The sequence below is a fragment of the Streptomyces sp. NPDC046308 genome (genome assembly GCF_055588065.1).
The window spans coordinates 49,282-75,393 of record NZ_JBVJFB010000004.1 but is presented as its reverse complement, the minus strand read 5'-3'; the positions used below and the strand labels follow the sequence as shown (position 1 = coordinate 75,393).

The window sequence follows — 26,112 nt, the reverse complement described above, 5'->3', positions numbered from 1 at the left end:
CCAACCAGAGGAGGGGGACGGGACGATGGGCTACTCCGTGGGCCAGGTCGCCGGATTCGCCGGAGTCACGGTGCGCACCCTGCACCACTACGACGAGATCGGGCTGCTCTCGCCGAGCGGCCGCAGCCACGTGGGTCACCGGCGGTACGACGACGCCGACCTGGACCGGCTGCAGCGGATCCTGTTCTACCGGGAGCTCGGCTTCCCCCTCGACGAGGTCGCGGTCCTGCTGGACGACCCGGAATCGGATCCGCGGGAGCATCTGCGCCGGCAGCACGCCCTGCTGACCGACCGGATCGCCCGGCTCCAGCAGATGGCCAAGGCCGTTGAGCACGCCATGGAGGCGAAGAAGATGGGCATCAACCTCACGCCCGAGGAGCGGTTCGAGGTCTTCGGGGACAAGGACCCCGAGCAGTACGCGCAGGAGGCGGAGGAACGCTGGGGCGGCACCGAGGCCTACGCGGAGTCGCAGCGGCGGGTCGCCACCTACACCAAGGAGGACTGGCGGCGCATCCAGGACGAGGTCGCCGACTGGGGCGCGCGGTACGCCGCCCTGATGGACGCCGGCGAGCCCGCGGACGGGGAGGCGGCGATGGACCTGGCCGAGGAACACCGCCGGCACATCGGCACCTGGTACTACGACTGCACGTACGAGATCCACACGGGCCTCGGTGAGATGTACGTGGCGGACGAGCGGTTCAAGGAGTACTACGACTCCATGAAGCCCGGTCTGGCCGAGCACCTGCGGGACGCGATCATGGCGAACGCGGTGCGCAAGGGGTAAGCGGAACCTCGCGCATCCGACCCCCTCCGGTACCTGGAACCGGGAGGGGGTCGTGTGCGTTGATAATTGAAACCGCCTTTACCCTGCCCGCAACCGCCTGCTGCCCCCGGCACGCCCCCCGATCCAGGAGAGTCCGGAACCCGTGTACACGATTGCGCTCGGCCCTGAGTGGCTGTCCCCGGACTACCTGATCTCGCACTTCGGCCTGATCGGCATCCTGGTCATCGTCTTCGCCGAGTCGGGACTCTTCGCGTTCCTGCCCGGCGACTCCCTGCTGTTCACGGCGGGCCTGCTGGTCGCGGACGGGCAGTACATCAAGCAGCCGCTGTGGCTGGTCTGCACCCTGATCGTGGGGGCCGCGATCCTCGGCGACCAGGTCGGCTACATGATCGGCAAGTTCTTCGGGCCGAAGATCTTCAACCGGCCGAAGTCCAAGCTCTTCAAGCGGGAGAACCTCGACAAGGCGCACGAGTTCATGGACCGGCACGGCCCGAAGGCCATCGTGCTCGCCCGCTTCGTGCCGATCATCCGCACCTTCGCCCCGATGGTCGCCGGCGCCGGCTCGATGAAGTACCGCACCTTCCTGACGTACAACGTCATCGGCGGCATCGGCTGGGGCGCGGGCGTCACGATGGCGGGGTACTGGCTCGGCCAGATCGAGTTCATCAAGACGAACGTCGAGCCGATCCTGGTGGCCATCGTCCTCATCTCGGTCATTCCGGTGATCTTCGAGGTGCTCAAGGCCCGCAAGGAGAACAAGGCGAACGGCGGCGAGGCGCAGCCCGAGGCCGCGGCCGTCGAAGGCCCGGGCCCCCAGGCCCCCGGGACCCGCGGCCGCCACGCGAAGCGCTAGGCCCGCGATTCGGGGCGGAGCGCCCCGAATCGGTGAGCCGTCACGTACGCCCCCACAGGCACGCGAGAGCCCGTGGGGGCGTACCTGTGCCCAGCCGGGCTAGAAGCCCCTGGTCCGCTTCGCCGCGCGGCGCTTCGCGGCGCTCGCGGCCCCCGGGATCCGCATGAACAGCCGGGACGTCTCCGACCCCAGGTTGACCCCGATGGCGATGGCCAGCGCGATGGCCGCCGCGTTCACCAGGGAGCCGAGGCCCTCGTTCAGCCGGTTCTCGGCGATCAGCAGCAGGCCGTAGTACGTCGCAGAGCCGGGCAGCAGCGGGCCGATGGCGGCCGTCACGTACGGCAGGGCGGAAGCGAAGCGGTAGCGGGAGAAGAGCTGCCCGAAGAGGCCCACCAGCCCGGCGGCGACGGCGGTGGACGGCACGGGCGGAATCCCGCCCGCGTAGTGCAGGGCGCCGAAGGTGACCCAGGCGACCCCGCCGTTGAGGGTCACGATCCACACGGTGGAACGTTCCTGCTGGAGCAGGACCGCGAAGGTGAAGACCAGCACCATCGAGGCCGCGATCTGGATCAGCGGCCGCTCCTGGATCTCCAGGACCTCCTCGGGCCGGGGGGAGGCGTCGAACTGCAGGCCGACGTACAGCACGACCAGCACGCCCATGATGATGCCGATGAAGAGGTACATGACCTCCAGCAGGCGGGCGGAGGCCGTGATGTAGAAGCCGGTCAGGCCGTCCTGCACCGCCGCGACCAGGGCCCGCCCGGGCAGCAGCGCGAAGAGTCCGCCGGTGATGACCGCGGAGGCCTTGACGTCGATCGCGGTCATGTTCAGCGCCACCCCGATCGCGGCCGGAGGCATGGCCGCGACCACGAACTGGTAGAACTCCGGCAGCCCGCGGCCGGCGCACAGCCAGGCCAGCCGGTCGCCGAGGATCGCGCCGAGCGCCGCCGCGATGAACACCAGCACCCCGCCGCCGACCAGGGTGGAGGCGGCGCCGGCGAGCAGTCCGGCGGCGCAGGTGAGCATCCAGCCGGGGTAGGGGTGCCGGTTGCGGCGGATCTCGGCGAGGCGCCGGTAGGCCTCCTCCAGCGAGATGTCGATCTCGGGGGCGCTGATGTCGTCCACCAGGCGGTAGACGGCCGAGAGCCGGTTGTAGTCGGTGCCGCGGCGGCGCACGGTCCGGTTCGCCGAGACCGGGTGGTCCACCAGCGAGGGCTGGTGGGTGATCGACAGCAGGGTGAAGGTGACGGTGGGCTCGCAGCGGTCCAGCCCGTAGGAGCGGGTCACCGCGAACATGGCGGCCTCCACGTCCTCGGCGCCCTCGCCGCCCGCGAGCAGCAGCTCGCCGATGCGCAGGGTCAGGTCGAGCACGCGGCCCACGGCGGGCCCGGCCTCGCTCGGCCGCTGCACGAGGTCCGGTACCGGACGCACGTCGACCGGCATGCGCAGCATCGTGCGCATGCGGTCCTGCCAGGGGGATTCCTTCAGCTGGACGACGTGGAAGTCCTGGCCCGGGGTGTAGGCGGGCGGGGAGTGCGCGGCGCTGTAGGTGGCCGGGGTGGCGAAGGCCGAACCCTCGGGCTCGGGCTGCACCGGCTCGGCGCCGGCCGGACGGGCGAACTCCGAGGTGGGCTGGTCGTCGTCGAGGGCGTCCGGCTCCATCCCGGGCGGCGGCGTGAAGGCGCTGTGCGCCTCGTCGGACTGGGGCTTCCTGTCCTCTGCCCCGTCGGCCTCCGCCACGCGTCCTCCAGTCCGTGATCACCTGCCGTATCAGTATGCGGAACCGTTTGCTCCATGGCGAAGCCGGCCGGTGCCGTGCCCGTGCCGTGCGGGTCCGGGCAGAGCCCGGGAAACGCGCCGGAGGCATGAAAACGACAGTGGGCGGCACCCCCGTCGCGGGGTGCCGCCCACTGTCGAAGCCAAGGGGCCGGGGGATTCCCCGACCCTGCTCACCGGCGGAGCCTAGTGGTGGCCACCCTGCGCCTCGAGGCGCTTGTACGAGGCCTCGATCTCGGCCTCGGCCTCGGTGCGGCCGACCCAGTTGGCGCCCTCGACCGACTTGCCCGGCTCCAGGTCCTTGTAGACCTCGAAGAAGTGCTGGATCTCCAGGCGGTCGAACTCGGAGACGTGGTGGATGTCGCGCAGGTGCTCGACACGCGGGTCCGAGGCCGGCACGCAGAGCAGCTTGTCGTCGCCGCCCGCCTCGTCCGTCATGCGGAACATGCCGATGGCGCGGCACTTGATCAGGCAGCCGGGGAAGGTCGGCTCGTCCAGGATGACCAGCGCGTCCAGCGGGTCGCCGTCCTCGCCGAGGGTGTTCTCGACGAAGCCGTAGTCGGCCGGGTAGCTGGTCGAGGTGAAGAGGCGACGGTCCAGACGGATCCGGCCGGTCTCGTGGTCCACCTCGTACTTGTTCCGCGAACCCTTGGGGATCTCGATGGTGACGTCGAACTCCACGTCCTGCTCCTCCATGATCAGCTTCATTGCTTCGAGACTGCGTGTGACTCACCTGCGTGCGCGACCGCCCCGGCCCTGCCGGGTGGGGTGCCATGCTCGCGGCAAGACGCAATGGTTAAGTGTCCCTCACGCATATGTGTGATCGCGAAAGGGGCTGGTCCGAGGTGCCATTGGTCAAGTCGTGGCAGCTCATCGCGGGTGCGGCCGTCGCCGGCCTCGCCCTGTCGGTGGCAGCGGTGGCCGCCGCCGGTCCCTGGGACTCCGGCCAGCGTAAGGCCGAGCGGGACAGAGCCGCCTCCTGGGGCCTCACGGGTGGCGCAGATCACGGCCGCGGGCCCGGTTCTGGTCTCCTGCCCCAGGCCGCCCCCAGCGCCCCCGGGGTGCTCGGCGCGATCGGCCCCGGCGTCGCGCAGGGTCAGGCGGCCGTCCCCGCCGCCTCCGGGAAGCTCGCCGCCGCGCTCGGGCCGCTGCTGGCCGACCCCGCGCTCGGCACCGTCCGTACCGCCTCGGTCGTCGACACCGCCACCGGGCAGGTCCTCTACGAGTCGGGGGCGCGGGACGCCATGACCCCCGCCTCCACCGTCAAGATCGTCACCGCTGCCGCCGCGCTGTCCGCGCTCGGGCCCGAGCACCGGATCAGGACCACCGTCGTGCCCGGAGCCGCCCCCGGACAGATCGTCCTGGTCGGAGGCGGCGACCCCTCCCTCACCGCGAAGAAGAAGAGCCCCGCCGGATCCGGCGGCAGCCTCGTCGCGCTCGCCGCCGACACCGCGCAGGCCCTCAAGGCCGCCGGGACCGACACCGTGACCCTCGGCTACGACGACAGCCTCTACACCGGCCCCGCCCGCCACCCGATCGGCGTCAACCCCAACATCGCGCTGGTGACCGCCCTGACGGCCGACGAGGGCCGCCCCGACGACTCCACCTCCGGACCCGTGGACCGGACCGACGACCCGTCCAAGGACGCCGCCCGCGCCTTCCGGACCCTGCTCACCGAGCGCGGCATCAAGGTCACCGGCGAACCCGCCAGGGCGAAGGCCGCCGCCGGTACGGGCGCCGCCGCCCAACCGCTCGCCACCACCCTCTCCACCCCGGTGGCCGGGCTCGTCGAGCGGATGCTGACCAACAGCGACAACGACATCGCCGAGGCCCTCGCCCGCCAGACCGCCCTCGCCTCCGGGCAGCCCGCCAGCTTCGAAGGCGCCGAGAAGGCCGTCGCCGCCAGGCTCGCCGCCCTCGGCGTCGACACCGCGGGCTCCCGCTTCGCCGACGGCAGCGGCCTGGGTCGCGCCGACAAGGTCAGCGCCGGCCTGCTGACCGGTCTGCTCACCAAGGCCGCCGACCCGCAGCGCCCGGAGCTGCGGCCGGTCCTGACCGGACTGCCCGTCGCCGGCTTCACCGGGACCCTGCGCGGCCGCAACGCGGGCACCTCCCCGGCCGCGGGCCTGCTCCGGGCCAAGACGGGCACCCTGACCGGCGTGAACTCGCTCTCCGGGACCGTCGTCGACTCCTCCGGCCGACTGCTCGCCTTCGCCTTCCTGACTGCGAACGCACCCGGTCCCGAGGGCGCGGAGAAGGCCCTCGACAAGCTGGCCGCGGCCGTCGCCACCACGTCGTAGGTCCGTCCGGGCCGGGCCCGAGGGGGTCCGCAGGGCGCCCTGCCCACGTACGGTTGACGCATGACGAGCATCAGTGGTGCGGAGATGGTCGACTGGAACCTCGCGGTGGCGACCGCGACCCGCTTGGTGCGTCCCGGGCCGGAGGTCACCCGGGACGAGGCACGGGCGGTCGTCGCGGAGCTGCGCGGGCACGCCAGGATCTCGGAACGACACGTGCGCGAGTTCACCGGGATGATCCCGGAGGGGTCCGCCGCCCCCGACACCCCCGTCCTGGTCGTCGACCGCGCCGGCTGGGTCAAGGCCAATGTCGCCGGGTTCCGCGAGCTGCTCCAGCCGCTCCTCGCCAAGATGCAGGACCGCCGCGCGGGCGCCCCCGGCGGAGCCGTGCTCGGCGCGGTCGGCGGCAAGGTCACCGGCGTCGAGCTGGGCATGCTGCTGAGCTTCCTGGCCTCCAGGGTCCTCGGCCAGTACGAGACCTTCGCCCCGGTCTCGCGCGACCTGCCGGCCTCGGCCTCGGGCGGCCGGCTGCTGCTCGTCGCCCCCAACATCGTGCACGTCGAGCGCGAGCTGGAGGTGAACCCGCACGACTTCCGGCTGTGGGTCTGCCTGCACGAGGAGACGCACCGTACACAGTTCACGGCCGTCCCGTGGCTGAGGGACCACCTCGAAGGCGAAATCCAGACGTTCCTGGGCGCCACCGAGGTGGACCCGGCGACCGTGCTGGAGCGCATCCGGGAGGCCGCCCAGTCCTTCGTGGGAGCCCGCCCGGACGCCGAGCACGGCGAGGAGGGCCGCTCCCTCGTCGAGCTCGTGCAGACCCCCGAGCAGCGGGAGATCCTGGGCCGCCTCACCGCCGTCATGTCCCTCCTGGAGGGCCACGCCGACTTCGTCATGGACGGCGTGGGCCCGCAGGTGGTGCCCTCGGTCGCCGAGATCCGCGAGAAGTTCCAGCAGCGCAGGGCCAGCGGAGCCGGCCGCCTCGACTCCGCCCTGCGCAAGCTCCTCGGCCTCGACGCCAAGCTGCGCCAGTACCGCGACGGCGAGCGCTTCGTGCGCGCCGTCGTCGACCAGGTCGGCATGGACGGCTTCAACCGGGTCTGGACCTCCCCGAACACATTGCCGACCAAGGCCGAGATCGCCAAGCCCGCCGAGTGGGTGGCCCGGGTCCACCGCAAGGGGAGCGACGGAAGCGAATGAGGGTGGCTCGAGGAGCTCAGGCCTGTCCGCCCCGTGCGGGGCGCCGCCGCCCCCCACGTGACGGACAGGCCTGAACCTGTCTCACTGGGGGAAGCAGCATCACCCATCCGAGGGACCGTGGGCCGTGGAAGGGCGTGCGATGCTCGGGGAACGGCTCACTTCTGTCACCATCGACGCACTCTGAGTGACATCTCTGAGCGACGGCCCCCGCCCCGCGGGGGCACCGGGCACCACCCCCAGCGCACCACACCCCAACGCCTCCGAGGCATCCGAACTCCATCGAAGGGCACCGGACATGGGTCCCCATCCTGCGGTCGCGGCGATACGCCTGGCGGTCCGCCGCGTACTCCACGACGTCCTCACCGACCTCACCGACACCCCCGCCGACCCTCGCACCGCAGCGGGCAGCCGGCCACTCGTCCTCGTCGCCTGCTCCGGCGGCGCCGACTCCATGGCGCTCGCCTCCGCCCTCGCCTTCGAGGCCCCCAAACTCGGGATCCGGGCCGGCGGCATCACCGTCGACCACGGGCTCCAGGCCGGCTCCGACCTGCGCGCCGCCGAGGTCGTCACCCGCATGAGCGCACTCCGCCTCGACCCGGTGGAGTCCGTCGCCGTGCGCGTCGGCCGTGACGGCGGACCCGAAGCCGCCGCCCGCGATGCCCGCTACGGGGCCCTGGACGAGGCCGCAGACCGCCTCGGAGCCGTCGCCGTGCTTCTGGGCCACACCCGGGACGATCAAGCCGAAACCGTCCTGCTGGGCCTCGCCCGCGGCTCCGGGATCCGCTCGCTGTCCGGCATGGCCGAAAAGTCCGGAGGCCCGGGCCGCAGCCACCGCTACCGCCGCCCCTTCCTCCAGGTCGACCGGCAGACCGCCCGCAAGGCCTGCATGGTCCAGTCCCTCGCCGTCTGGGACGACCCGCACAACATCGACCCCGCCTACACCCGCTCCCGGCTGCGCCACGAGGGACTGCCCGCCCTGGAGAAGGCGCTGGGCAAGGGGGTCGTCGAGGCACTGGCCCGCACCGCCCAGCTCTCCCGCGACGACGCCGACGCCCTCGACGCCTGGGCCGCCGAGGCCGAGACCGGCGTACGGGACGCGGACGGCCGCCTGGAGTGCGCCAAGCTGTACGCCCTGCCCCCGGCCGTCCGCCGCCGGGTGCTGCGCAGGGCCGTGGTCGCCGCCGGCTCTCCCGCGGGCTCCCTCTTCGCCCGCCACATCGAGGAAGTCGACCGGCTCATCACCGGATGGCGCGGCCAGGGCGCCATCAACCTGCCCGGCCGGGTCGAGGCCCAGCGGCAGGGTGGCAGACTTGTCATCCGGCAGGGCTGATTGGTGCTGAAACACGGCTGAGTCCTCCGGGGACACCCCCGGAGCCCCGGCCGACAACGAAAGTGATGCGGGTGGACGAGAAGGACATGGGCAACGACCTCCAGTCGGTGCTCATCACCAAGGAAGAGATCGACGCGAAGCTGGCCGAGCTGGCCGCGAAGATCGACGCGGAGTACGCGGGCAAGGACCTGCTCATCGTCGGTGTGCTCAAGGGCGCCGTGATGGTGATGGCGGACCTGGCGCGCGCCTTGTCCACCCCGCTCACCATGGACTGGATGGCGGTGTCCTCGTACGGCGCCGGGACCCAGTCCTCGGGTGTGGTCCGGATCCTCAAGGACCTGGACACCGACATCAAGGACAAGCACGTCCTGATCGTCGAGGACATCATCGACTCCGGTCTGACGCTGTCCTGGCTGCTGTCGAACCTGGGCTCCCGCCAGCCGGCCTCCCTCGAGGTCGTCACGCTGCTGCGCAAGCCCGAGGCCGCGAAGGTCGCGATCGACGTGAAGTGGGTCGGCTTCGACATCCCCAACGAGTTCGTGGTGGGCTACGGCCTCGACTACGCGGAGAAGTACCGCAACCTGCCGTTCGTCGGCACGCTCGCCCCGCACGTCTACGGCGGCTGATCCCGCTCCCGGCCGCTCCCGGTCTCCGGGGCCTCGCGGGAAAGCACCGGAGGCTCCGGGGAACCTGTGGGCGATTCCCGCCGTTGGAGCAGGGGAAGGCGGGTCTGTCAGCCGTCCCACAGGGCCGCGGGTGACAATACAGGGGTACATTCCGAAGAACAGTCTTTACTCACAGCAGCATTTACCTACGGGCAGGAGGGACGGGGCGCCTGGCGCCCCGTATGGATGGACGTGAAGCGATACTTCCGTGGGCCGGTCATGTGGATCGTGCTGGCCGTCCTCGCCGTGGTCGTGTTGATGAATGTCGTCGGCTCCGGCGGCGGCTACAAGTCGGTGGACACGAGCGAGGTCATCAAGGCGATCAACACTGGCCAGGTGGAGACAGCGAAGCTGACCACCGGCGACAGCCAGATGATCAAGATCGAGCTGCGCGACGGCCAGAAGCTCGGCAAGCATGACGGCACCAAGTTCCAGGCCAACTACATCGGGGATCAGGGCGTCCAGCTCGCCCAGAGCCTCCAGACCAAGTACGACGCCGGTCAGATCCCGGACGGGTACTCCGTCACTCCGGACAAGACCAGCCCGTTCCTGAGCGTTCTCCTCTCGCTCCTGCCCTTCGTCCTCATCGTCGTTGTCTTCCTGTTCCTGATGAACCAGATGCAGGGCGGCGGCTCCCGGGTCATGAACTTCGGGAAGTCCAAGGCCAAGCTCATCACCAAGGACACCCCGAAGACGACGTTCGCCGATGTGGCGGGCTCGGACGAGGCCGTCGAGGAACTCCACGAGATCAAGGAGTTCCTCCAGGAGCCGGCGAAGTTCCAGGCCGTCGGCGCCAAGATCCCCAAGGGCGTGCTGCTGTACGGCCCGCCCGGCACCGGCAAGACCCTGCTCGCGCGCGCCGTCGCGGGCGAGGCCGGTGTTCCCTTCTACTCGATCTCCGGATCCGACTTCGTCGAGATGTTCGTCGGTGTCGGTGCCTCGCGTGTCCGCGACCTGTTCGAGCAGGCCAAGGCCAACGCCCCGGCGATCGTCTTCGTCGACGAGATCGACGCCGTCGGCCGGCATCGCGGTGCGGGTCTCGGCGGCGGTCACGACGAGCGCGAGCAGACCCTCAACCAGCTGCTGGTCGAGATGGACGGCTTCGACGTGAAGGGCGGGGTCATCCTGATCGCCGCCACGAACCGTCCGGACATCCTCGACCCGGCACTGCTGCGCCCCGGCCGCTTCGACCGGCAGATCGCGGTCGACCGTCCGGACATGCAGGGCCGTCTGGAGATCCTCAAGGTCCACCAGAAGGGCAAGCCGGTCGCCCCGGACGTCGACCTGGGCGCCGTCGCCCGCCGTACGCCCGGCTTCACCGGTGCCGATCTGTCCAACGTCCTGAACGAGGCCGCGCTGCTCACGGCCCGCTCGGACAAGAAGCTGATCGACAACCACTCGCTGGACGAGGCGATCGACCGCGTCGTGGCGGGCCCGCAGAAGCGGACCCGGATCATGTCGGACCGGGAAAAGAAGATCACCGCGTACCACGAGGGCGGACACGCCCTGGTCGCGGCGGCCTCCCCGAACTCCGACCCGGTCCACAAGATCACGATCCTGTCCCGCGGCCGGGCCCTGGGCTACACCATGGTCCTCCCCGACGAGGACAAGTACTCCACCACGCGCAACGAGATGCTCGACCAGCTGGCGTACATGCTGGGTGGGCGCGCGGCCGAGGAGCTGGTCTTCCACGACCCGACCACGGGCGCGGCGAACGACATCGAGAAGGCCACCGCCACGGCGCGGGCCATGGTCACGCAGTACGGCATGACCGAGCGTCTCGGTGCGATCAAGTTCGGCGGCGACAACACCGAGCCGTTCCTGGGCCGCGAGATGTCGCACCCGCGGGACTACTCGGAAGAGGTCGCGGCGCTGGTCGACGAAGAGGTCAAGAAGCTCATCGAGACCGCGCACAACGAGGCCTGGGAGATCCTCGTCGAGAACCGTGACGTCCTCGACAACCTGGTCCTCGCGCTGCTGGAGAAGGAGACGCTGAACAAGGAGCAGATCGCCGAGATCTTCTCGACGATCGTGAAGCGTCCGGCCCGTCCCGCGTGGACCGGTTCCTCCCGCCGCACCCCCTCCACCCGTCCGCCGGTGCTCTCTCCCAAGGAGCTCCAGCTGACGAACTCGGCGAACGGCACCTCGGCGACGACCGCCGTTTCGCCGGTCTCGACGGAGAAGGGCATCGAGGTGGCCCCCGAGGACCGCCCTGAGGCCTGATCCACCCGGAATGGAAGCCGCGCCCCCCAGGTTCTAGCCTGGGGGGCGCGGCACTTTCATCTGGTCATGCTTGGGTGGCCGCGAGCGCTGTGCACACAGGAACGAGGAAGAGATGACCGACCCAGTGACCCTGACCGGCGACGAGGGCACGATCGGCGAGTTCGACGAGAAGCGTGCCGAGGCGGCGATTCGCGAGCTCCTGATCGCGGTCGGCGAGGACCCGGACCGGGAGGGTCTCCTGGAGACCCCGGCGCGCGTGGCGCGGTCGTACCGGGAGATATTCGCCGGCCTGTACCAGCGGCCCGAAGAGGTCCTGACCACGACGTTCGACATCGGCCACGACGAGATGGTCCTCGTGAAGGACATCGAGGTCATGAGCTCGTGCGAGCACCACCTGGTGCCCTTCCACGGTGTCGCGCACGTCGGCTACATCCCGTCCACCGACGGCAAGATCACCGGCCTGTCGAAGCTGGCCCGCCTGGTGGACGTGTACGCCCGCCGCCCCCAGGTGCAGGAGCGCCTGACCACCCAGATCGCGGACTCCCTGATGGAGATCCTGGACCCGCGCGGGGTCATCGTGGTCATCGAGTGCGAGCACATGTGCATGACCATGCGCGGCGTCCGCAAGCCCGGTGCGAAGACCATCACCTCGGCGGTCCGCGGCCAGCTCCGCGACCCCGCCACCCGCAACGAGGCCATGTCGCTGATCATGGCCCGCTGAGCCGGCCGACGCCCCCCACCGCGCCGTCGCCCAGACAGGGCCTAGGCGCGGGCCGGGGCCTCCGGCGTGGTGTCGTCGTCCTCCGGAAGCTTGAGCACGTGCTCCAGGAAGAGGGCGGCGGCGATGACGGCCACTCCGGCGAGGACCGAGGCGCCGGCGTACCAGGCCTGATCGCGGCGGGCGGGGATGTCCAGGGAGTCGGTCAGCAGGAAGACGCCCACCCCGCCGTACATGCCGGCCACCAGCGCCGCCACGAGCGCGCTGGCCTGGCCGAAGACCACCGCACGGGCCGCCATCAGCGGCTCCACGCCCTTGGCCCCCGGCCGGCGCTCGCGCTGCGCCTTGAGCCGGGACCGCATGGACAGGGCCGTGGCCAGCAGCACGGCCGCGATGACGCCCAGGACGATCGGCGCGGCCAGCGGAACGCCCGGCAGGGTGCCGTACGCGTTCCACAGCCGGGCACCCGCCCAGGACAGGACGCCGGCGACCACGAAGATGCCCGCCAGGACCGCCGGCCTCAGTTGCTTCACTTGCCCGTTCCCCGCTTTCCGCGCTGATCCGTCAGGCAGTCCACAGGGTAACGACTACTCCGGGAGGTGGAGTTCCAGGTCCGGGCGCGGCGTGACGCCGCTCAGGCCGGTTTCGGCCAGGAGCGCGGCGACCGGCCCGCGGCCCGGGATCAGGGCCTCCGGGTCGATGTCGTGCCAGGGGGCCAGCACGAAGGCGCGCTGGTGGGCGCGCGGGTGCGGCAGGGTGAGGACGGGGTCGTCGGAGACCCGGTCGGCGTACGCGACGATGTCCACGTCGATCGTGCGGGGGCCCCAGCGCTCCTCGCGGACGCGGTCGAAGGCCTCCTCGATGGCGTGGCCGCGCTCCAGGAGCGAGGACGGGGGCAGCGTGGTCTTCACCGCGACGACCGCGTTGAGGTACGAGGGCTGCGAGCCGGGCTCGACGCCCCACGGCTCCGTCTCGTAGACGGGGGAGACGGCCTTGACCCGCAGGCCCGGGGTGTCGCCGAGGGCGTCGACGGCGCCCTGGAGGGTCTCCAGCCGGTTGCCGAGGTTCGCGCCGAGCGCGATGACGGCCCATTTCGGGTTGGACAGGGTGACGTCCGCCGCGTCGACCGTCTCCACGACGGAGGCGGGTACCGGCTGGACGGTGGGGTCGCTCTGGGCGTTCAGTCCGTTGTTCATGCGCGGCTCCGGGTGATCGTGATGGTCACGTCGTCGAACGGGACGGTGATGGGCGCGTCCGGCTTGTGGACGACGACCTCCACCTGCGCCACCGCCTCGTGCTTGAGGCACTGCTGGGCGATCCGCTCGGCAAGGGTCTCGATCAGGTCCACGGGTTCTCCCTGGACCACGTCGACGACTTCCTCGGCGACCACCCCGTAGTGCACGGTCTTCGCCAGGTCGTCCCCGGCCGCCGCGGGGCGGGTGTCGAGGTGCAGCACCAGGTCGACGATGAAGGTCTGGCCCTCCTCGCGCTCCCGGGGGAAGACGCCGTGGTGCCCGCGAGCCTTGAGGCCGCGCAGCGCGACACGATCCACGCGAATCACTCCTGCTTTCGTAGTGCTTCCGGTCCCGGGACTCCCCGGGGCCATGGGCCTACGCCGAGTGCGGTCGGCGTCGTCCGACTTCGAATTTACCTGCGAAACAGTCCGGGTCCCGCCGAAGGGGTCAGGCGGCGTCGTCCTCATCCTCGTCCTCGGACTCCGTGAGGACCGGAGAACCGTGGTGGGACCAGAGGCGCCAGCCCTCGGATGTGCGTCGGAACACATTCGTCGCGACGACGAGCTGGCCGACGAGCGGGCCGAGCTCCCCGCCGTCCTCGGCGGGTCCCCCGCTGAGGATGTTCTCCGTGCACGTCACCAGGGCGGTGTCGCCGATCACGGCCACCTTGGTGTCGGTGAGGAAGAACTGGATGTAGTCCGTGTGGGACATGATCAGGGCGTACGAGCGGAGCACCTCGCCGCGGCCGGAGAGCACGGGCCAGCCGGGGTGCACGCAGGAGATCTCGTCCTCCAGCCAGAGCGCCGACAGAGCGTCGAAGTCCCCCCGCTCCATTGCCTCGTAGAAGGCCGTGTTGACCTCTTCGACCGCTTCGATGTCGGTTCTGCTCACAGTGCTCCTTGTCGGTCGTTGAGGATCAGAGTGCCCCTTCCACGGCACGGGCCACCCGAACCGCGTCCGCGGTCGCCCGTACCTCGTGGACCCGTACGGCCCAGGCGCCCTGGTGGGCGGCGATGGCCGAGACGGCGGCCGTCGCCGCGTCGCGCTCGCGGGCGGGCGGCGGGGCCGCGTCCCGCGCGCCGGCGAGGACCCGGCCGAGGAAACGCTTCCTCGACGCGGCGACCAGCAGCGGGAAGCCCAGCGCTCGCAGCTCGGGCAGGTGGGCGACCAGGGCCAGGTCGTGCTCGGCGTTCTTGGCGAAGCCGAGGCCGGGGTCGACGACGAGCCGCTCGGGGGCGATCCCGCCGGCCACGACGGCGTCGATGCGGGCCCGGAGCTCGGCGGTGACCTCGGCGAGCACGTCGTCGTAGACGGCGAGGCTGTTCATGCCGGCGCTGAATCCGCGCCAGTGCATCACCACGAAGGGCACCTCGGCGGCGGCGACGGCCGGGATCATGCCGGGGTCGGCGAGGCCGCCGCTGACGTCGTTGACGAGTGCGGCGCCCGCGGCGACGGCCCGGGCGGCGACGGCCGCGCGCATGGTGTCGACGGACACGGTGACGCCCTCGGAGGCGAGGCCGCGCACCACGGGGACGACCCGGCGCAGCTCCTCCTCCTCGTCGACGCGGGAGGCGCCGGGCCGGGTGGACTCGCCGCCGACGTCGACGAGGTCGGCGCCCTGCTTGACGAGGTCGAGGCCGCGCTTGACGGCCGCCGTGGTGTCGAACCAGCGGCCGCCGTCGGAGAAGGAGTCGGGCGTGACGTTGACGACGCCCATGACCGCGCAGCGGTCCCACTCCGGCAGACCTGAGACCCGGCCCCTGCCGGTGGCTCCGCGCTTCGTGTTCATAGGTCCAAGGGTAGGGCTGACCTGGATACGGAAGGGCCCCGGCGGTCTCGCGAGCGCCGGGGCCCCGGTGGGCGTACGGGGCCGCTAGGCGGCCTGGACCTCGCGCTCCGTCTGCTTCGGGACGGTCGTCATGTGGTTGTGCGCGCACGTGCGGACCGGCTTGGGGCGGCGGCGGCTCGCGAAGAGGCGCGGCAGGGCCAGCGTCACGAAGCCCTCGGCCTGCATCACGGCGAAGCCGATGCGGGGTAGGTCGCGGGTGCTGCGGTAGACCATGAAGCGCGGCTCCCAGCGGGGGCGGAACTTCTCGTTGAACTTGTACAGCGACTCGATCTGGAACCAGCGCGACAGGAAGACCAGCAGGCCGCGCCACATCCGCAGCACCGGGCCGGCGCCGATCTTCTCGCCGCGGGCGAGGGCCGCGCGGAACATCGCGAAGTTCAGCGAGACCTTCTCGATGCCCAGGGACGGGGCCGCCTCCAGGGAGGCCACGATGAGCAGCTCGTTCATGCCGGGGTCGGCGGCGCGGTCGCGGCGCATCAGCTCCAGCGACATGCCGTCCTTGCCCCACGGGACGAAGTGCAGGACGGCCTTGAGGTCGCCGAAGGGGCTGTTGTCGCCCTCCTCCACGCGGTGCGCGGTGGCGATGAAGCAGTCGCCGTCGCCCTCCTCGCCGACCCGGCCCAGGGCCATGGAGAAACCGCGCTCGGTGTCGGTGCCGCGCCAGGCCTCGGCGGCGCCGCGGACCTGCTCCAGCTCCTCCTCGGTCAGCTCGCTGACCCGGCGGACCTTGGTGGTGTAGCCGTTGCGCTCGATGCGCTTCACCATCTGGCGGACATTGCGCATGGCGCGGCCCGAAAGGGAGAAGTCTTTGACATCGACAATCGCCTCGTCACCCAGCTCCAGGGCGTCGAGGCCGGTCTCGCGGGTCCAGACCTCGCCGCCGGTCTCGCTGCAGCCCACGACGGCCGGGGTCCACGAGTGGGCCTTGGCCTCGTCCATGAACCGCTCGATGGCGCCGGGCCAGGCCTCGACGTCGCCGATGGGGTCGCCGGAGGCGAGCATCACACCGGAGACGACGCGGTAGGTGACGGCGGCCTTGCCGCTGGGGGAGAAGACGACGGCCTTGTCGCGGCGGAGCGCGAAGTGCCCGAGGGAGTCGCGGCCGCCGTGCTTGGCGAGCAGCTCGCGCAGCTTGCCCTCGTCGTCGGCGGTGAGCCGGGCGGCGGGGTGCTCGGGGCGGAAGGCCAGGTACATGGTGGTGAGCGCGGTCAGCATGCCGAGCGCGCCGAGGGAGTAGCCGACGGTCCAGGAGACCTGGCCGGCGTAGGCGACGGGGCCCTCGAAGCCGAAGAGGCCGTAGACGACGTGCTTGATCTGCTCGTACAGGCCCGGGTTGCCGACGACCCGGTTCGGGTGGACGTTGACGATGAGCAGGCCGAGGCCGATGGAGCCGGCGCTCATCAGCACGAAGTTCGCGAGCGCCTTCCAGCGGCTGCGCGGGTCGGGCAGCGCCTTGAACTCACCCTGGTGGCGCAGCAGCAGCGCGAAGAGCAGCGCCGCGATGACCACGCCGGGGATCGAGTGGCGGTACAGGAACTGCGCCGCCGCGCCGGCCGGCAGCAGGACGACCGCCGCCCGCCAGGCCCGGCGCTTGCGGCGCTTGAGGCCGTGCGCGAGCAGCAGGAGCAGGACGCCCGCGCTGATGGCGAGGGCGGCCGCGAACGGGCCGAAGACCGGCAGCACCTCCGCCACGGCGTGGATCCTGCTGTGCCGGAAGCGCGGGAAGACTCCTGCCGCGATGTCCAGAAGGCCGACGATCATGACGGCCGTACCTACCAGGCCGGGCACCGACTCCGGCTGTGGGCCTCGGAGGATTCGGCGGACCCTGCTCGGAACCTGTCCCGACTTATCGCCATCTATCCTGCTAGACATCGCTTCCCGTTGCTCCGCGAGAGATCATGTGGCCGAAGGCCGCGACAGCCTCCGGTGTGTGGTGCGTCCCTTAGGACGACATCGACGAGGAGCGGGTTCACTCTTTCGTCGGAAAAAAAAAGTCCTGCCATCAGAAAGTCGACTGACTGCTCATGGGTCTCACGAGTACTACGGTTCTGGCGTTGGCCATCCTGGCCGGTGTGCTGCTCTTCGCCGCCACGGTCTGGCTGTGGCCGAAGCTGTCGGGCCGCACCTGGCGTGCCGTCGCCGGCCGGATCGGGCTCCTGCTGGCGACGCAGCTGGCGCTGTTCTCGGCTGTGGGTCTCGCGGCTAACAAGTCGTTCCTCTTCTACGGTTCCTGGGCCGACCTGTTCGGCCAGGAGACGTCCATGGGCAAGGTCGTCGACCACTCGATGAGCAGCGACGACATCAAGGTCGTCGACAAGCAGAAGCTGGACGTCCCCGGTGGCGCCAAGCCCCAGGTCGGCGGTCAGATCCTGAAGGTTGCCATAACCGGGCAGAAGTCGAAGATAACGAGCCCCGGCTACGTCTGGCTCCCGCCGGAGTACTTCCAGCCGCAGCACAAGGACCAGAACTTCCCCGCCTCCATCGTCCTGACGGGCTACCCGGGCACCGCCGAGAACCTGATCAAAGGGCTCGACTACCCCATGAAGGCCTTCAGCCTGTCCAAGTCGGGCAAGATGAAGCCGATGATCCTGGTCATGCTGCGCCCGACCATCGCGCCGCCGCGTGACACCGAGTGCGTCGACATACCCGGTGGCCCGCAGACCGAGACCTTCTTCGGCGAGGACCTTCCGCAGGCCATCACGAACACCTTCCGGGTCGGCAAGAAGCCGCAGAACATGGGCTTCATCGGGAACTCCACGGGCGGTTACTGCGCCCTGAAGATCGCCGCGCACTACCCGCAGACGTTCGGCGCCGCCGCCGGCCTGTCCGCGTACTACGACGCCCCGGACGACCCGACGACCGGCGACCTGTTCCACGGGGACGAGAAGCTGAAGAAGCGCGCGGACGTCCTGCACAGCATCGAGAACAAGAAGCCGAGCGGTACGTCCTTCCTCGTGACGAGCAGTGAGAAGGGCGAGCCGAACCTCGGCGACACCCGGAAGTTCATCAAGAAGGTGCAGGGCCCGGACCGGGTCTCCTCGATCATCCTCGACAGCGGTGGCCACAACTTCAACACGTGGCGACGGGAGATCCCGCCGATGCTGATGTGGATGAGCGGGCGCATCCAGGCCTGAGGCCGTCGACGCGCGCACGGCGGAAGGGCCCGGCTCGGGAGAGCCGGGCCCTTCCGCGTTGCCCCTAAGCCTCCTGCAACTGGGCCCGGCGCAGGGCGCGGTGCACGCCCTCCGGGGTCAGTACGCCGACCAGCGCGCCGGAGTCCGGGTCCGTGACGCCGATCCGGCCCGAGTCCTCCTGGAGCAGGGCCGCGAGCGCCTCGCGCAGTGTCGCGCCGAGCTCCACGGCCGCCGCCGGGGCCTCGCCCTCGGCCGCCGCCAGGTCGGTCGCCTCGACCGCGGTGACCGCGAGCCGCTTCAGGCCCCGGTCCGAGCCGACGAAGGAGGCCACGTACGGGGTGGCCGGCGAGCCGAGGACCGCCGCGGGGCGGGCGAACTGCTCGATGGTGCCCGTGCCGTAGACCGCTATGCGGTCGCCGAGCCGGATGGCCTCCTCCAGGTCGTGGGTGACCAGCAGGATCGTCTTGCGCACCGTCTTCTGCAGGGTCAGGAACTCGTTCTGCAGCCGTTCGCGCACCACGGGGTCCACCGCGCCGAAGGGCTCGTCCATCAGCAGCACCGGCGGATCGGCGGCGAGCGCGCGGGCCACGCCGACGCGCTGGCGCTGCCCGCCGGACAGCTGCTCCGGGTACCGGCCCCCGTACACGGCCGGATCCAGCCCCACCAGTTCGAGCAGCTCGGCCGCCCGGGCGCGGGCCTTGGCCTTCGGGGTGCCGATCAGCTGCGGGACGGTCGCCGTGTTCTCCAGCACCGTCTTGTGCGGGAACAGCCCGACCTGCTGGATGACGTACCCGATGCGGCGGCGCAGCTCGACCGGGTCGGCGGCCGCGATGTCCTCGCCGCCGAGCAGGATCCGGCCGGAGGTCGGGTCGATCAGCCGGTTGACCATCTTCATCGTGGTCGTCTTGCCGCAGCCGGACGGTCCCACGAGCGTGACCAGCTCACCCTCCGCCACCTCGAAGGACAGGTCCTCGACGGCTGTCGTCCCGTCGGGGTAGCGCTTGGTCACGTGCTCGAATCGGATCACGGGTCCATCCTTCCGCACGGGCGGTGCGGATTTGTGAAGGGCGTGTTGCTCCGGTGCGAAGGATTCCGGCCATGGAGGGCGGTGCGGGTTATGGTCGCTCGTGGATGTGACCGGCAAGCGTGTGTTCGATGACGGGGGGTGGGGTGCATGGCCGGGCGGAACTGCCTGGTGGCGAACGACTGGATCTGCTGGGACTACGTCACCTCCCGCTCCCAGGAGCTCACCGACGCCACCCTCGAACACATCTGGATCACGGGCGTGTCCGTCCTGATCGGCATAGCCGTGTCCGTGCCGCTCGCCCTGCTGGCCCGCCGCAGCCGCCGCTGGGCGGCGCCCGTGCTGGCGCTCACCACGCTGCTCTACACGATCCCCTCGCTGGCCATGTTCTCCCTGCTGCTGCCGGTCTTCGGGCTCTCGGCGGCGCTCGTGGTCACCGGGCTCGTGCTGTATTCGCTGACGATCCTGGTGCGCAACGTGCTGGCCGGCCTGGAGGCCGTGCCCGAAGAGGTACGGGAGGCCGCGCGCGGCATGGGGTACGGCCCGGGCCGGCTGCTGTGGCAGGTCGAACTGCCGCTGGCGCTGCCCGCGCTGCTCGCCGGCGTACGGATCGCCACGGTCTCGACGGTCGCGCTGACCACGGTCGGCTCCATCGTCGGCAAGGGTGGCCTCGGCAACCTCATCGCCCCGGCGGTGAACAGCTCCTTCAAGGCCCAGGTGCTGACGGCCTCGGTGCTGTGCGTGCTGCTCGCGCTCGTGGCCGACCTGCTGCTGCTGGGCGTACAGCGGCTGCTCACGCCGTGGACGAGGGCCGGAGCCCGGCCGGCGGCTGCGGGAAAGGGGGCCTGAGGCCGTGGGAGTACTGGGAGAGACCTGGGACTGGCTGGCGAACGGCGCCAACTGGTCGGGGGAGAGCGGGGTCTGGCACCGGCTCGGCGAGCACGTCTACGTGAGCGGGGTCGCCCTGGCGATCGCCTGCGCGCTGGCGCTGCCGTTCGGCCTGTACCTCGGCCACCTCGGCAAGGGCGGCGCCCTCGCGGTCAACGTCTCGAACATCGGCCGGGCCGTTCCGGTCTTCGCGGTGCTGGCGCTGTTCATGGTCTCCCCGCTGCGCAACGCCGGCTACGTGCCGACCATCGCCGCCCTGGTGCTGTTCGCCCTCCCGCCGCTGCTGACGAACGCGTACGTCGGCATGCGCGAGGTGGACCGCGCGGTGGTGGAGGCCGCCCGGGGCATGGGCATGTCCGGCGGACAGCTCTTCCTGCGCGTCGAACTCCCGCTCGCACGCGGTCTGGTGATGACCGGGCTGCGCTCGGGGGCGGTGCAGGTCGTCGCCACGGCCACGATCGCCGCCATGGTCGGCCAGGGCGGCCTCGGCCGGATCATCACGGCCGGCTTCAACACGTACAACACCCCGCAGGTCGTCGCGGGCGCCCTGCTGGTGGCGGCGCTCGCACTGCTGGTCGAGGGCGCGCTGGTGGCGGCGGACCGGCTGCTGCCGCGGGCCGCGGGCCACCGCTGATTCCTGTCCATCGCTCGAAACGGAGTTGCTCCATGACCAAGACCACGCGCGTCCTCGGCGCGTCCCTGGGCGCCCTGGCCCTGACCGTGTCGCTGGCCGCGTGCGGCGGCGACAGCCTGGAGAAGAGCAAGGACGGCGGTTCGTCCGCCGCGGCTCCGGACGCCAAGGGCAGCCTGGTGATCGGCGCCGCCGGGTTCACCGAGTCGAACGTGCTGGCGGAGCTGTACGCGCAGGTCCTCAAGGACGCGGGCTACGGCACGTCCGTCAAGACGGTCAACAACCGCGAGCTGTACGAACCCTCGCTGGAGAAGGGTGAGATCGACGTCGTCCCGGAGTACGCGGCCACGCTCGCGGAGTTCCTCAACGCCAAGGTCAACGGTCCGAAGGCGCCCGAGGAGAAGCCGGTGGCGTCGAGCGACGTCGCGGCGACGGTGGCCGCCCTGGACGGGCTCGCGGCCCCGCTCGGGCTGAAGGCGCTGCCCGCGGGCGCGGCGGTCGACCAGAACGCATTCGCGGTGACCAAGGAATTCGCCCAGAAGAACAACCTGAAGACGCTTTCCGATCTTGGTAAGTCCGGGCTGAAGGTGAAGATCGCGGCGGGCGACGAATGCTCCGTACGGCCCTTCTGCGCACCGGGGTTGACGAAGACGTACGGAATTCAGGTTTCCGGTATTGACCCGAAGGGCGTCGGCACCCCGCAGGCCAAGCAGGCCGTCAAGGACGGCGCCGACCAGCTCGTGCTGACCACGACCACGGACGCCACCCTCGACAGCTTCGGCCTGGTCCTGCTGGAGGACGACAAGAAGCTCCAGAACGCCGACAACGTGCTCCCGGTGGTCAACGCCAAGGACGCCGGCGCCCCCGAGGTGGCGGCCGCCCTCGACAAGCTGACCAAGGCCCTCACGACGGCCGATCTGGTCGACCTGAACCGGAAGGTGGACGCGGAGCGCGCCAAGCCGGCGGACGTCGCGAAGGCCTACCTGGAGTCCAAGGGCCTCCTCAAGAAGTAGAACTCACGGGGGTTGCGGGAGGAATGTCGAGTACCTGCCCGGGAAGAGCGGCAAGAGATTGCCGGGCGGGTATCCCGCTGGACCTCCGCGCCCTGTAAATTTCGGGCCATGCCCCGTGGACGCCACCGCAATCCCGAACCCCTGCACCGGCTGCTCACGCCGACGACCATCGCAGGTGTGTCCGTCATCAGCGCCGGAGCGGCCTGGCTGCTCGCGGAACCGCTGGCGCTGAGGCTGCTCGTGGCCCTCACCGCGGCCTCCGGGGTCGGCGGCGCCGTCGTGATGCGCGCCTGGGACCGTTCGGCGGGCCGCCGCGTCGCCGAGCTCGCCCGCGAGCGGGTCAAGGACGAGTGGCGGACGGACGAGCGCATAGCCGAGCTCGAATCCGATCTCGAAGAGGCCCGCGTGCTGCGCGGCCGACTCGACGCCAAGCTGCGCGCCAAGCGGGTCGAACTGGCCGGGCTGCGGGGCGAGCACGCGGCGCTGCTGCGGCGCTACGCGACGGCCGAGACCGAGCGTGCCAGCGCCCTGGAGGGCCGCCGGCTGCTGGCCATCGAGGCCTCCGCGGCTCCGGCCGCCGCGCAGAAGGAACTTCCGGCCGTCTCCGAGGAGCGCACCTCGGCGGGTGCGCCCACCTCGGTCGGCTACGCCCGGGCCCACGCAGCCCTGGGGGCGCTGGCCCGCAGGAGGCAGACCCAGGCGGCCCTGCCCGCGGCCCCCGGCGCGGCGTCCCCGGCCCCCGCACCCGCAGCCCTCGCGCCGTCGGCCCCCGCGTCCTCGGTCCCCGCGCGGCGTCCGGCCGCGGCGGTGGCCCCGTACGCGGCCCAGCGGCGTACGGCTTCCCGCGTCGAGGGCGGCTTCGACTTCTTCGGCACCAAGAACGCGGCGCAGGCCCGCGCGGTGATCGAGGCGGTCCAGAACGAGGACCTGGCCGACGTGGTCGGCGCCGAGGCCCTCGCCGTCCACAAGGCGGAGTCCGCGGAGGAGGCCCCCGGGCCGGAGTTCAAGCCGGAGACCGCGGAGACCCGTGCGGTGGGCCAGGTCATCGATCTGACGGCCCACGACGAGACCGAGCCGATCGACGTGGTCCGGCTGCGCACCGCGATCTCGTAGCACCCGCCGTCGTCCGGCTCCCGGCGCCCGGTTCCCGGCCGGGTGGGTCGGGACGGGGCGGATCCTCAGAACAGCGGGAGCTGTCCGGGGTGTTCGGGCAGCACGAAGCCGTCCAGCGTCGGCGCGGAGGCGCCGAGCACCACCCGGGCCCGCGATCCGGGGCAGGACACCAGGTCGCCGCGTCCGCGCCCGGCCGGGGGGTCGTGGCGGGCGATCCGGCCGGCGGTGACGGCGCAGTCGCGGCCGCAGGAGGGGCAGGCCCGACGGGGGGAGTGGGACATGGACCCCAGTCTGCCCTGCCCCGCCGACATCAGCCCGGCCGGTCGGCGAGCCAGACCTGGTGGGCCTGCTGGACCCGGGCCCACAGCGCCGCCCGGTCCGCGGCGGTCAGGTCGTCCAGGTCGCGCCCGAAGACGCTCCCGATGACCTCGAAGAGTTCATCGGCGTCGGCCAGTTCCCGCTCGCTGGTCCCCTTCGCGGAGTCCAGCCGGGTCAGGACCCGGCCGCGCAGCACGTCCGCGCCCTCCGCGTCACGGCGGAACAGCGCGAAAGTCCGTACGAAGACCGAGTCCTCGGCGGTCGACAGCCAGGTGTGCATGGCCTCGAAGTCGGCCGTCGCGGCCGGGGCGTCCCGGAAGTTCATCCGGGGCATGTGCATGTCGGGGCTGAGGAGGCTCCAGCCCGCGCCCTCGCCCGCGAGCGGCTCCAGCCGCTCCATCCGGTACCGCAGACCGCCCTGCTCGTACGTGCCCTCGCGCAGCGGCAGCGGCTCGTACGGGCCGTCCCCGAGCCCGGCGTCCACCCAGTACGGGGTCCCGTCGACGTGGACGGTCAAGGTGAGGTGGCCGCCGCCGACCTCGCGGGAGGCGGCGTCGTCGCACACGCCGCCGACGTGCCGGGTCACCTCGTAGCCGAGGGTCTCCAGGAGGAGCGCGAGGCCGCCGTTGAGGTGGAAGCAGTAGCCGCCGCGCCCGGCGGCGAAGCGGCGGGCCGACAGCTCGGGGTCGATGCCGGGCGGCCGGCCGAGCTGGACGTCGATGTTGTCGTAGGCGATGCGCTCCAGGTGGGCGCGCTGGAGCGCGAACAGCCCTTCCGCGCTGGGGGCTCCGGGATCGGTGACGCCGAGCCGGCGCAGGTAGCCGTCGAATATGTCAGAGATCATCCGGTCAGCGTAGGCGCCGGCCGCACGCGGCCCCCGGGAATTACCCGCGCGCCGCCGGCCTAGGCGCCGGGCCTGCCGAGGGTCGCGACGGCGTCGACCATCTGGTCCCAGAAGCGCCCGGTGTCGAGGGACACGGCGACCTTCGCGTTGACCGGCCGGTCCAGGTACCGGTGGAGGTCCACGACGGTGGCCCCGCGCGTGTACCGGCCGTGCAGTTCCACGGTGACGTTCGCCTCCACGCACCGGACGACGGCGGGGTCGATCACGCGGGCCACGGCGACGGGATCGTGCAGCGGGGGGTGGGGCATGTTCCACAGCCGGCTGTACGCCGACGCGAAGTAGGCCAGCAGTCCGGCGCAGATGTCGCCGAGTTCGGTGCCGAGGGCCTCGAAGCGGGCCAGGACCTCGGGCGTGGCCAGGGCCTGGTGGGTGACGTTGAGCCCGCACATGGTCACCGGGACCCCGCTGCGGAAGACGATGTCCGCGGCCTCCGGGTCGGTGTGGATGTTGAACTCGGACGCCGGAGTCCGGTTGCCCCGCTCCGTGGAGCCCCCCATCAGCACGATCTCGCGGATGCGGGCGGCGCTGTCGGGGTGGCGGGTCAGCAGCAGGGCGATGTTGGTCAGCGGGGCGGTGGGGACCAGCGTGACCGGCTCGGGGTGGTCCACGAGGATCCGGTGGATGAGTTCCACCGCGTGCTCGGGGACCAGGTCGACCGTGGGTTCGGGGAACCGCGGTCCGTCCAGCCCGGACGCGCCGTGCACGTCGTCCGCCACGGCCAGCGGCTGGAGCAGCGGCCGGTCGCACCCGGCGGCGATGGGCACGTCCGTGATCCCGGCGACGGTGCACACCCGGCGGGCGTTGAGGGAGGTCTTCTCCAGCGTCTGGTTGCCGGCGACCGTGGTGATCGCGAGCAGGTCGACCGCCGGGTTCGCCGCCGCCAGCATGATCGCCAGGGCGTCGTCGTGCCCGGGATCGCAGTCGATGATGATCGGAACGGGCACGGGCGACCTCCTCGTCGGAGTGCTGACCCGTCCAGTCTGCCGCCGGAGAGCCGCTCGGGTGGCCCCTACTTGTCGATGTCCCCGACCACGAAGAACAGCGAGCCCAGGATCGCCACCATGTCGGCGACGAGCTGCCCCGGCAGCAGTACGGCCAGGGCCTGGATGTTGTTGTACGAGGCGCTGCGCAGCTTCAGCCGGTACGGGGTCTTCTCGCCCTTCGAGACGAGGTAGTAGCCGTTGATGCCGAGCGGGTTCTCGGTCCAGGCGTAGGTGTGGCCCTCGGGCGCCTTCAGCACCTTGGGCAGCCGCTGGTTGACCGGCCCCGGCGGCAGCTCCGCCATCCGGTCCAGGCAGGCCACGGCCAGGTCGAGCGCGTTGTGGGTCTGGTCCAGCAGGCACTCGAAGCGGGCCAGGCAGTCGCCCTCGGTGCGGGTGACGACCTCGAGGACGTCCTGGAGCTCGCCGTAGGCCAGGTACGGCTCGTCGCGGCGCAGGTCGAAGTCGACGCCGGAGGCGCGGGCGATCGGGCCGGACACCCCGTACGCGTGCACCGCCTCGGCGGACAGGACGCCGACGCCGCGCGTACGGGCGCGGAAGATCTCGTTGCCGTGGACCAGCTTGTCGTAGACGTCCATGCGGGTGCGGACGTCGGCGATGGCGGCGCGGGCCCGGTCGAGCCAGCCGGCCGGGAGGTCCTCCTTGAGGCCGCCGACGCGGTTGAACATGTAGTGCATGCGGCCGCCGGAGATCTCCTCCATGACGGCCTGGAGCTCCTCGCGCTCGCGGAACGCGTGGAAGATCGGGGTGATCCCGCCCAGTTCGAGGGGGTACGAGCCGAGGAACATCAGGTGGTTCAGCACCCGGTTCAGCTCGGCGAGCAGGGTCCGCATCCACACGGCCCGCTCGGGGACCTCCATGCCGAGCATCCGCTCGACGGCCATGACCACACCGAGCTCGTTGGAGAACGCGGACAGCCAGTCGTGGCGGTTCGCGAGCATCACGATCTGCCGGTAGTCGCGGGCCTCGAAGAGTTTTTCGGCGCCGCGGTGCATGTAGCCGACCACGGGCTCGGCGCTGACGATCCGCTCGCCGTCCAGGACGAGGCGCAGGCGCAGCACGCCGTGCGTGGAAGGGTGCTGGGGGCCGATGTTGAGCACCATGTCGGTGCTCTCCGCCGCTCCGCCGATGCCGACCGTGGTCTCCGTCATGCGGG

The 26,112-nt window shown here is 71.2% G+C and carries 25 protein-coding genes and 1 pseudogene; 13 read left to right on the top strand and 13 right to left on the bottom strand.

Annotated elements, in window-relative coordinates:
• Positions 1 to 25: 25 nt before the first annotated feature.
• Complete coding sequence (locus tag ACZ6JT_RS17850) at positions 26 to 784, top strand: MerR family transcriptional regulator (protein WP_469210824.1); 759 nt, start codon at positions 26 to 28, stop codon at positions 782 to 784.
• Positions 785 to 926: 142 nt separating this feature from the next.
• Positions 927 to 1,607, top strand: a pseudogene (locus tag ACZ6JT_RS17845) (DedA family protein); the annotation flags it as partial.
• A gap of 129 nt (positions 1,608 to 1,736) precedes the next feature.
• On the opposite strand, the gene ACZ6JT_RS17840 reads toward ACZ6JT_RS17845, so the two are convergent.
• Together ACZ6JT_RS17840 and ACZ6JT_RS17835 are read right to left on the bottom strand one after the other, a co-directional pair.
• Entirely contained in the window at positions 1,737 to 3,377 is a 1,641-nt protein-coding gene (locus tag ACZ6JT_RS17840; protein WP_469210823.1) for a threonine/serine exporter family protein, read from the bottom strand.
• Positions 3,378 to 3,599: 222 nt separating this feature from the next.
• Positions 3,600 to 4,094, bottom strand: a complete 495-nt coding sequence (locus ACZ6JT_RS17835; RefSeq protein WP_008742522.1) for an inorganic diphosphatase — start codon at positions 4,092 to 4,094, stop codon at positions 3,600 to 3,602.
• Between the two features lie 134 nt (positions 4,095 to 4,228).
• Here ACZ6JT_RS17835 and dacB point away from each other — a divergent pair, with 134 nt between their 5' ends.
• From dacB to folE, 6 genes are all read left to right on the top strand, one after another.
• Entirely contained in the window at positions 4,229 to 5,713 is a 1,485-nt protein-coding gene (gene dacB / locus ACZ6JT_RS17830) for a D-alanyl-D-alanine carboxypeptidase/D-alanyl-D-alanine endopeptidase (protein ID WP_469210822.1), read from the top strand.
• A gap of 60 nt (positions 5,714 to 5,773) precedes the next feature.
• Positions 5,774 to 6,910, top strand: a complete 1,137-nt coding sequence (locus ACZ6JT_RS17825) for a zinc-dependent metalloprotease (RefSeq protein WP_469210821.1) — start codon at positions 5,774 to 5,776, stop codon at positions 6,908 to 6,910.
• A gap of 295 nt (positions 6,911 to 7,205) precedes the next feature.
• Positions 7,206 to 8,240: a tRNA lysidine(34) synthetase TilS gene (gene tilS / locus ACZ6JT_RS17820; protein ID WP_469210820.1), complete on the top strand. Its 1,035-nt coding sequence runs from the start codon at positions 7,206 to 7,208 to the stop codon at positions 8,238 to 8,240.
• A gap of 65 nt (positions 8,241 to 8,305) precedes the next feature.
• The gene (gene hpt / locus ACZ6JT_RS17815) at positions 8,306 to 8,866 is read left to right on the top strand and encodes a hypoxanthine phosphoribosyltransferase (protein WP_030010907.1); all 561 of its coding nucleotides are present in this window, start codon (positions 8,306 to 8,308) and stop codon (positions 8,864 to 8,866) included.
• Positions 8,867 to 9,091: 225 nt separating this feature from the next.
• Positions 9,092 to 11,128 carry an ATP-dependent zinc metalloprotease FtsH gene (gene ftsH, locus ACZ6JT_RS17810; protein ID WP_376619280.1) on the top strand — a complete coding sequence of 679 codons (2,037 nt, stop codon included), beginning with the start codon at positions 9,092 to 9,094 and terminating at the stop codon, positions 11,126 to 11,128.
• A gap of 112 nt (positions 11,129 to 11,240) precedes the next feature.
• A complete protein-coding gene (gene folE, locus ACZ6JT_RS17805; RefSeq protein ID WP_362801310.1) occupies positions 11,241 to 11,849 on the top strand; it encodes a GTP cyclohydrolase I FolE in 609 nt (202 codons plus the stop codon).
• A 41-nt stretch (positions 11,850 to 11,890) separates the two neighbouring features.
• Here folE and ACZ6JT_RS17800 read toward each other — a convergent pair whose 3' ends face one another.
• From ACZ6JT_RS17800 to ACZ6JT_RS17775, 6 genes are all read right to left on the bottom strand, one after another.
• A complete protein-coding gene (locus ACZ6JT_RS17800; protein ID WP_030720407.1) occupies positions 11,891 to 12,379 on the bottom strand; it encodes a DUF3180 domain-containing protein in 489 nt (162 codons plus the stop codon).
• A gap of 54 nt (positions 12,380 to 12,433) precedes the next feature.
• Positions 12,434 to 13,042, bottom strand: a complete 609-nt coding sequence (gene folK, locus ACZ6JT_RS17795; RefSeq protein ID WP_469210818.1) for a 2-amino-4-hydroxy-6-hydroxymethyldihydropteridine diphosphokinase — start codon at positions 13,040 to 13,042, stop codon at positions 12,434 to 12,436.
• Complete coding sequence (folB, locus tag ACZ6JT_RS17790; RefSeq protein WP_030010912.1) at positions 13,039 to 13,398, bottom strand: dihydroneopterin aldolase; 360 nt, start codon at positions 13,396 to 13,398, stop codon at positions 13,039 to 13,041. The genes folK and folB overlap by 4 nt, the downstream gene beginning before the upstream one ends.
• Positions 13,399 to 13,528: 130 nt before the next feature.
• Entirely contained in the window at positions 13,529 to 13,915 is a 387-nt protein-coding gene (locus ACZ6JT_RS17785) for a nuclear transport factor 2 family protein (RefSeq protein ID WP_469211550.1), read from the bottom strand.
• 82 nt (positions 13,916 to 13,997) lie between these two features.
• Positions 13,998 to 14,870 carry a dihydropteroate synthase gene (folP, locus tag ACZ6JT_RS17780; RefSeq protein ID WP_469210816.1) on the bottom strand — a complete coding sequence of 291 codons (873 nt, stop codon included), beginning with the start codon at positions 14,868 to 14,870 and terminating at the stop codon, positions 13,998 to 14,000.
• A gap of 84 nt (positions 14,871 to 14,954) precedes the next feature.
• Positions 14,955 to 16,802, bottom strand: coding sequence for a phosphatidylglycerol lysyltransferase domain-containing protein (locus tag ACZ6JT_RS17775; RefSeq protein WP_469210814.1), 1,848 nt, complete (start codon positions 16,800 to 16,802; stop codon positions 14,955 to 14,957).
• A 152-nt stretch (positions 16,803 to 16,954) separates the two neighbouring features.
• On the opposite strand from ACZ6JT_RS17775, the gene ACZ6JT_RS17770 reads away from it, so the two are divergent.
• Positions 16,955 to 18,064, top strand: coding sequence for an alpha/beta hydrolase (locus tag ACZ6JT_RS17770; protein ID WP_376619274.1), 1,110 nt, complete (start codon positions 16,955 to 16,957; stop codon positions 18,062 to 18,064).
• Positions 18,065 to 18,128: 64 nt separating this feature from the next.
• Here the strand turns inward: ACZ6JT_RS17770 and ACZ6JT_RS17765 are convergent, their stop codons facing one another.
• Positions 18,129 to 19,091: an ABC transporter ATP-binding protein gene (locus tag ACZ6JT_RS17765; RefSeq protein WP_469210812.1), complete on the bottom strand. Its 963-nt coding sequence runs from the start codon at positions 19,089 to 19,091 to the stop codon at positions 18,129 to 18,131.
• Between the two features lie 147 nt (positions 19,092 to 19,238).
• On the opposite strand from ACZ6JT_RS17765, the gene ACZ6JT_RS17760 reads away from it, so the two are divergent.
• The 4 genes from ACZ6JT_RS17760 to ACZ6JT_RS17745 all read left to right on the top strand — a co-directional run bounded on the left by ACZ6JT_RS17760 (position 19,239) and on the right by ACZ6JT_RS17745 (position 22,733).
• Positions 19,239 to 19,937 carry an ABC transporter permease gene (locus tag ACZ6JT_RS17760; protein ID WP_469210810.1) on the top strand — a complete coding sequence of 233 codons (699 nt, stop codon included), beginning with the start codon at positions 19,239 to 19,241 and terminating at the stop codon, positions 19,935 to 19,937.
• A gap of 4 nt (positions 19,938 to 19,941) precedes the next feature.
• Positions 19,942 to 20,610, top strand: coding sequence for an ABC transporter permease (locus ACZ6JT_RS17755; RefSeq protein ID WP_469210808.1), 669 nt, complete (start codon positions 19,942 to 19,944; stop codon positions 20,608 to 20,610).
• A gap of 32 nt (positions 20,611 to 20,642) precedes the next feature.
• Positions 20,643 to 21,620, top strand: coding sequence for an ABC transporter substrate-binding protein (locus tag ACZ6JT_RS17750; protein WP_469210806.1), 978 nt, complete (start codon positions 20,643 to 20,645; stop codon positions 21,618 to 21,620).
• Positions 21,621 to 21,728: 108 nt separating this feature from the next.
• The gene (locus ACZ6JT_RS17745; RefSeq protein WP_469210804.1) at positions 21,729 to 22,733 is read left to right on the top strand and encodes a hypothetical protein; all 1,005 of its coding nucleotides are present in this window, start codon (positions 21,729 to 21,731) and stop codon (positions 22,731 to 22,733) included.
• A 65-nt stretch (positions 22,734 to 22,798) separates the two neighbouring features.
• On the opposite strand, the gene ACZ6JT_RS17740 is transcribed toward ACZ6JT_RS17745, so the two are convergent.
• The 4 genes from ACZ6JT_RS17740 to ACZ6JT_RS17725 form a co-directional block, all read right to left on the bottom strand.
• A complete protein-coding gene (locus ACZ6JT_RS17740; protein WP_030720437.1) occupies positions 22,799 to 23,014 on the bottom strand; it encodes a hypothetical protein in 216 nt (71 codons plus the stop codon).
• A gap of 29 nt (positions 23,015 to 23,043) precedes the next feature.
• Positions 23,044 to 23,895, bottom strand: coding sequence for an arylamine N-acetyltransferase family protein (locus ACZ6JT_RS17735; protein WP_469210802.1), 852 nt, complete (start codon positions 23,893 to 23,895; stop codon positions 23,044 to 23,046).
• A gap of 59 nt (positions 23,896 to 23,954) precedes the next feature.
• Entirely contained in the window at positions 23,955 to 24,899 is a 945-nt protein-coding gene (locus ACZ6JT_RS17730; protein ID WP_469210800.1) for a nucleoside hydrolase, read from the bottom strand.
• Positions 24,900 to 24,964: 65 nt separating this feature from the next.
• Positions 24,965 to 26,107: an NADH-quinone oxidoreductase subunit D gene (locus ACZ6JT_RS17725; protein ID WP_469210799.1), complete on the bottom strand. Its 1,143-nt coding sequence runs from the start codon at positions 26,105 to 26,107 to the stop codon at positions 24,965 to 24,967.
• Positions 26,108 to 26,112 lie beyond the last annotated feature (5 nt).

Bases quoted from the DNA above. Each gene is read 5' to 3' on its own strand.
- ACZ6JT_RS17850 (WP_469210824.1), top strand. From the start codon at position 26: ATGGGCTACTCCGTGGGCCAGGTCGCCGGATTCGCCGGAGTCACGGTG.
- dacB (WP_469210822.1), top strand. From the start codon at position 4,229: ATGTGTGATCGCGAAAGGGGCTGGTCCGAGGTGCCATTGGTCAAGTCG.
- ACZ6JT_RS17825 (WP_469210821.1), top strand. From the start codon at position 5,774: ATGACGAGCATCAGTGGTGCGGAGATGGTCGACTGGAACCTCGCGGTG.
- tilS (WP_469210820.1), top strand. From the start codon at position 7,206: ATGGGTCCCCATCCTGCGGTCGCGGCGATACGCCTGGCGGTCCGCCGC.
- hpt (WP_030010907.1), top strand. From the start codon at position 8,306: ATGCGGGTGGACGAGAAGGACATGGGCAACGACCTCCAGTCGGTGCTC.
- ftsH (WP_376619280.1), top strand. From the start codon at position 9,092: ATGGACGTGAAGCGATACTTCCGTGGGCCGGTCATGTGGATCGTGCTG.
- folE (WP_362801310.1), top strand. From the start codon at position 11,241: ATGACCGACCCAGTGACCCTGACCGGCGACGAGGGCACGATCGGCGAG.
- folK (WP_469210818.1), bottom strand. From the start codon at position 13,042: ATGAACAACGGACTGAACGCCCAGAGCGACCCCACCGTCCAGCCGGTA.
- ACZ6JT_RS17785 (WP_469211550.1), bottom strand. From the start codon at position 13,915: ATGGAGCGGGGGGACTTCGACGCTCTGTCGGCGCTCTGGCTGGAGGAC.
- folP (WP_469210816.1), bottom strand. From the start codon at position 14,870: ATGAACACGAAGCGCGGAGCCACCGGCAGGGGCCGGGTCTCAGGTCTG.
- ACZ6JT_RS17775 (WP_469210814.1), bottom strand. From the start codon at position 16,802: ATGTCTAGCAGGATAGATGGCGATAAGTCGGGACAGGTTCCGAGCAGG.
- ACZ6JT_RS17770 (WP_376619274.1), top strand. From the start codon at position 16,955: ATGGGTCTCACGAGTACTACGGTTCTGGCGTTGGCCATCCTGGCCGGT.
- ACZ6JT_RS17760 (WP_469210810.1), top strand. From the start codon at position 19,239: ATGGCCGGGCGGAACTGCCTGGTGGCGAACGACTGGATCTGCTGGGAC.
- ACZ6JT_RS17750 (WP_469210806.1), top strand. From the start codon at position 20,643: ATGACCAAGACCACGCGCGTCCTCGGCGCGTCCCTGGGCGCCCTGGCC.
- ACZ6JT_RS17745 (WP_469210804.1), top strand. From the start codon at position 21,729: ATGCCCCGTGGACGCCACCGCAATCCCGAACCCCTGCACCGGCTGCTC.
- ACZ6JT_RS17740 (WP_030720437.1), bottom strand. From the start codon at position 23,014: ATGTCCCACTCCCCCCGTCGGGCCTGCCCCTCCTGCGGCCGCGACTGC.
- ACZ6JT_RS17735 (WP_469210802.1), bottom strand. From the start codon at position 23,895: ATGATCTCTGACATATTCGACGGCTACCTGCGCCGGCTCGGCGTCACC.
- ACZ6JT_RS17725 (WP_469210799.1), bottom strand. From the start codon at position 26,107: ATGACGGAGACCACGGTCGGCATCGGCGGAGCGGCGGAGAGCACCGAC.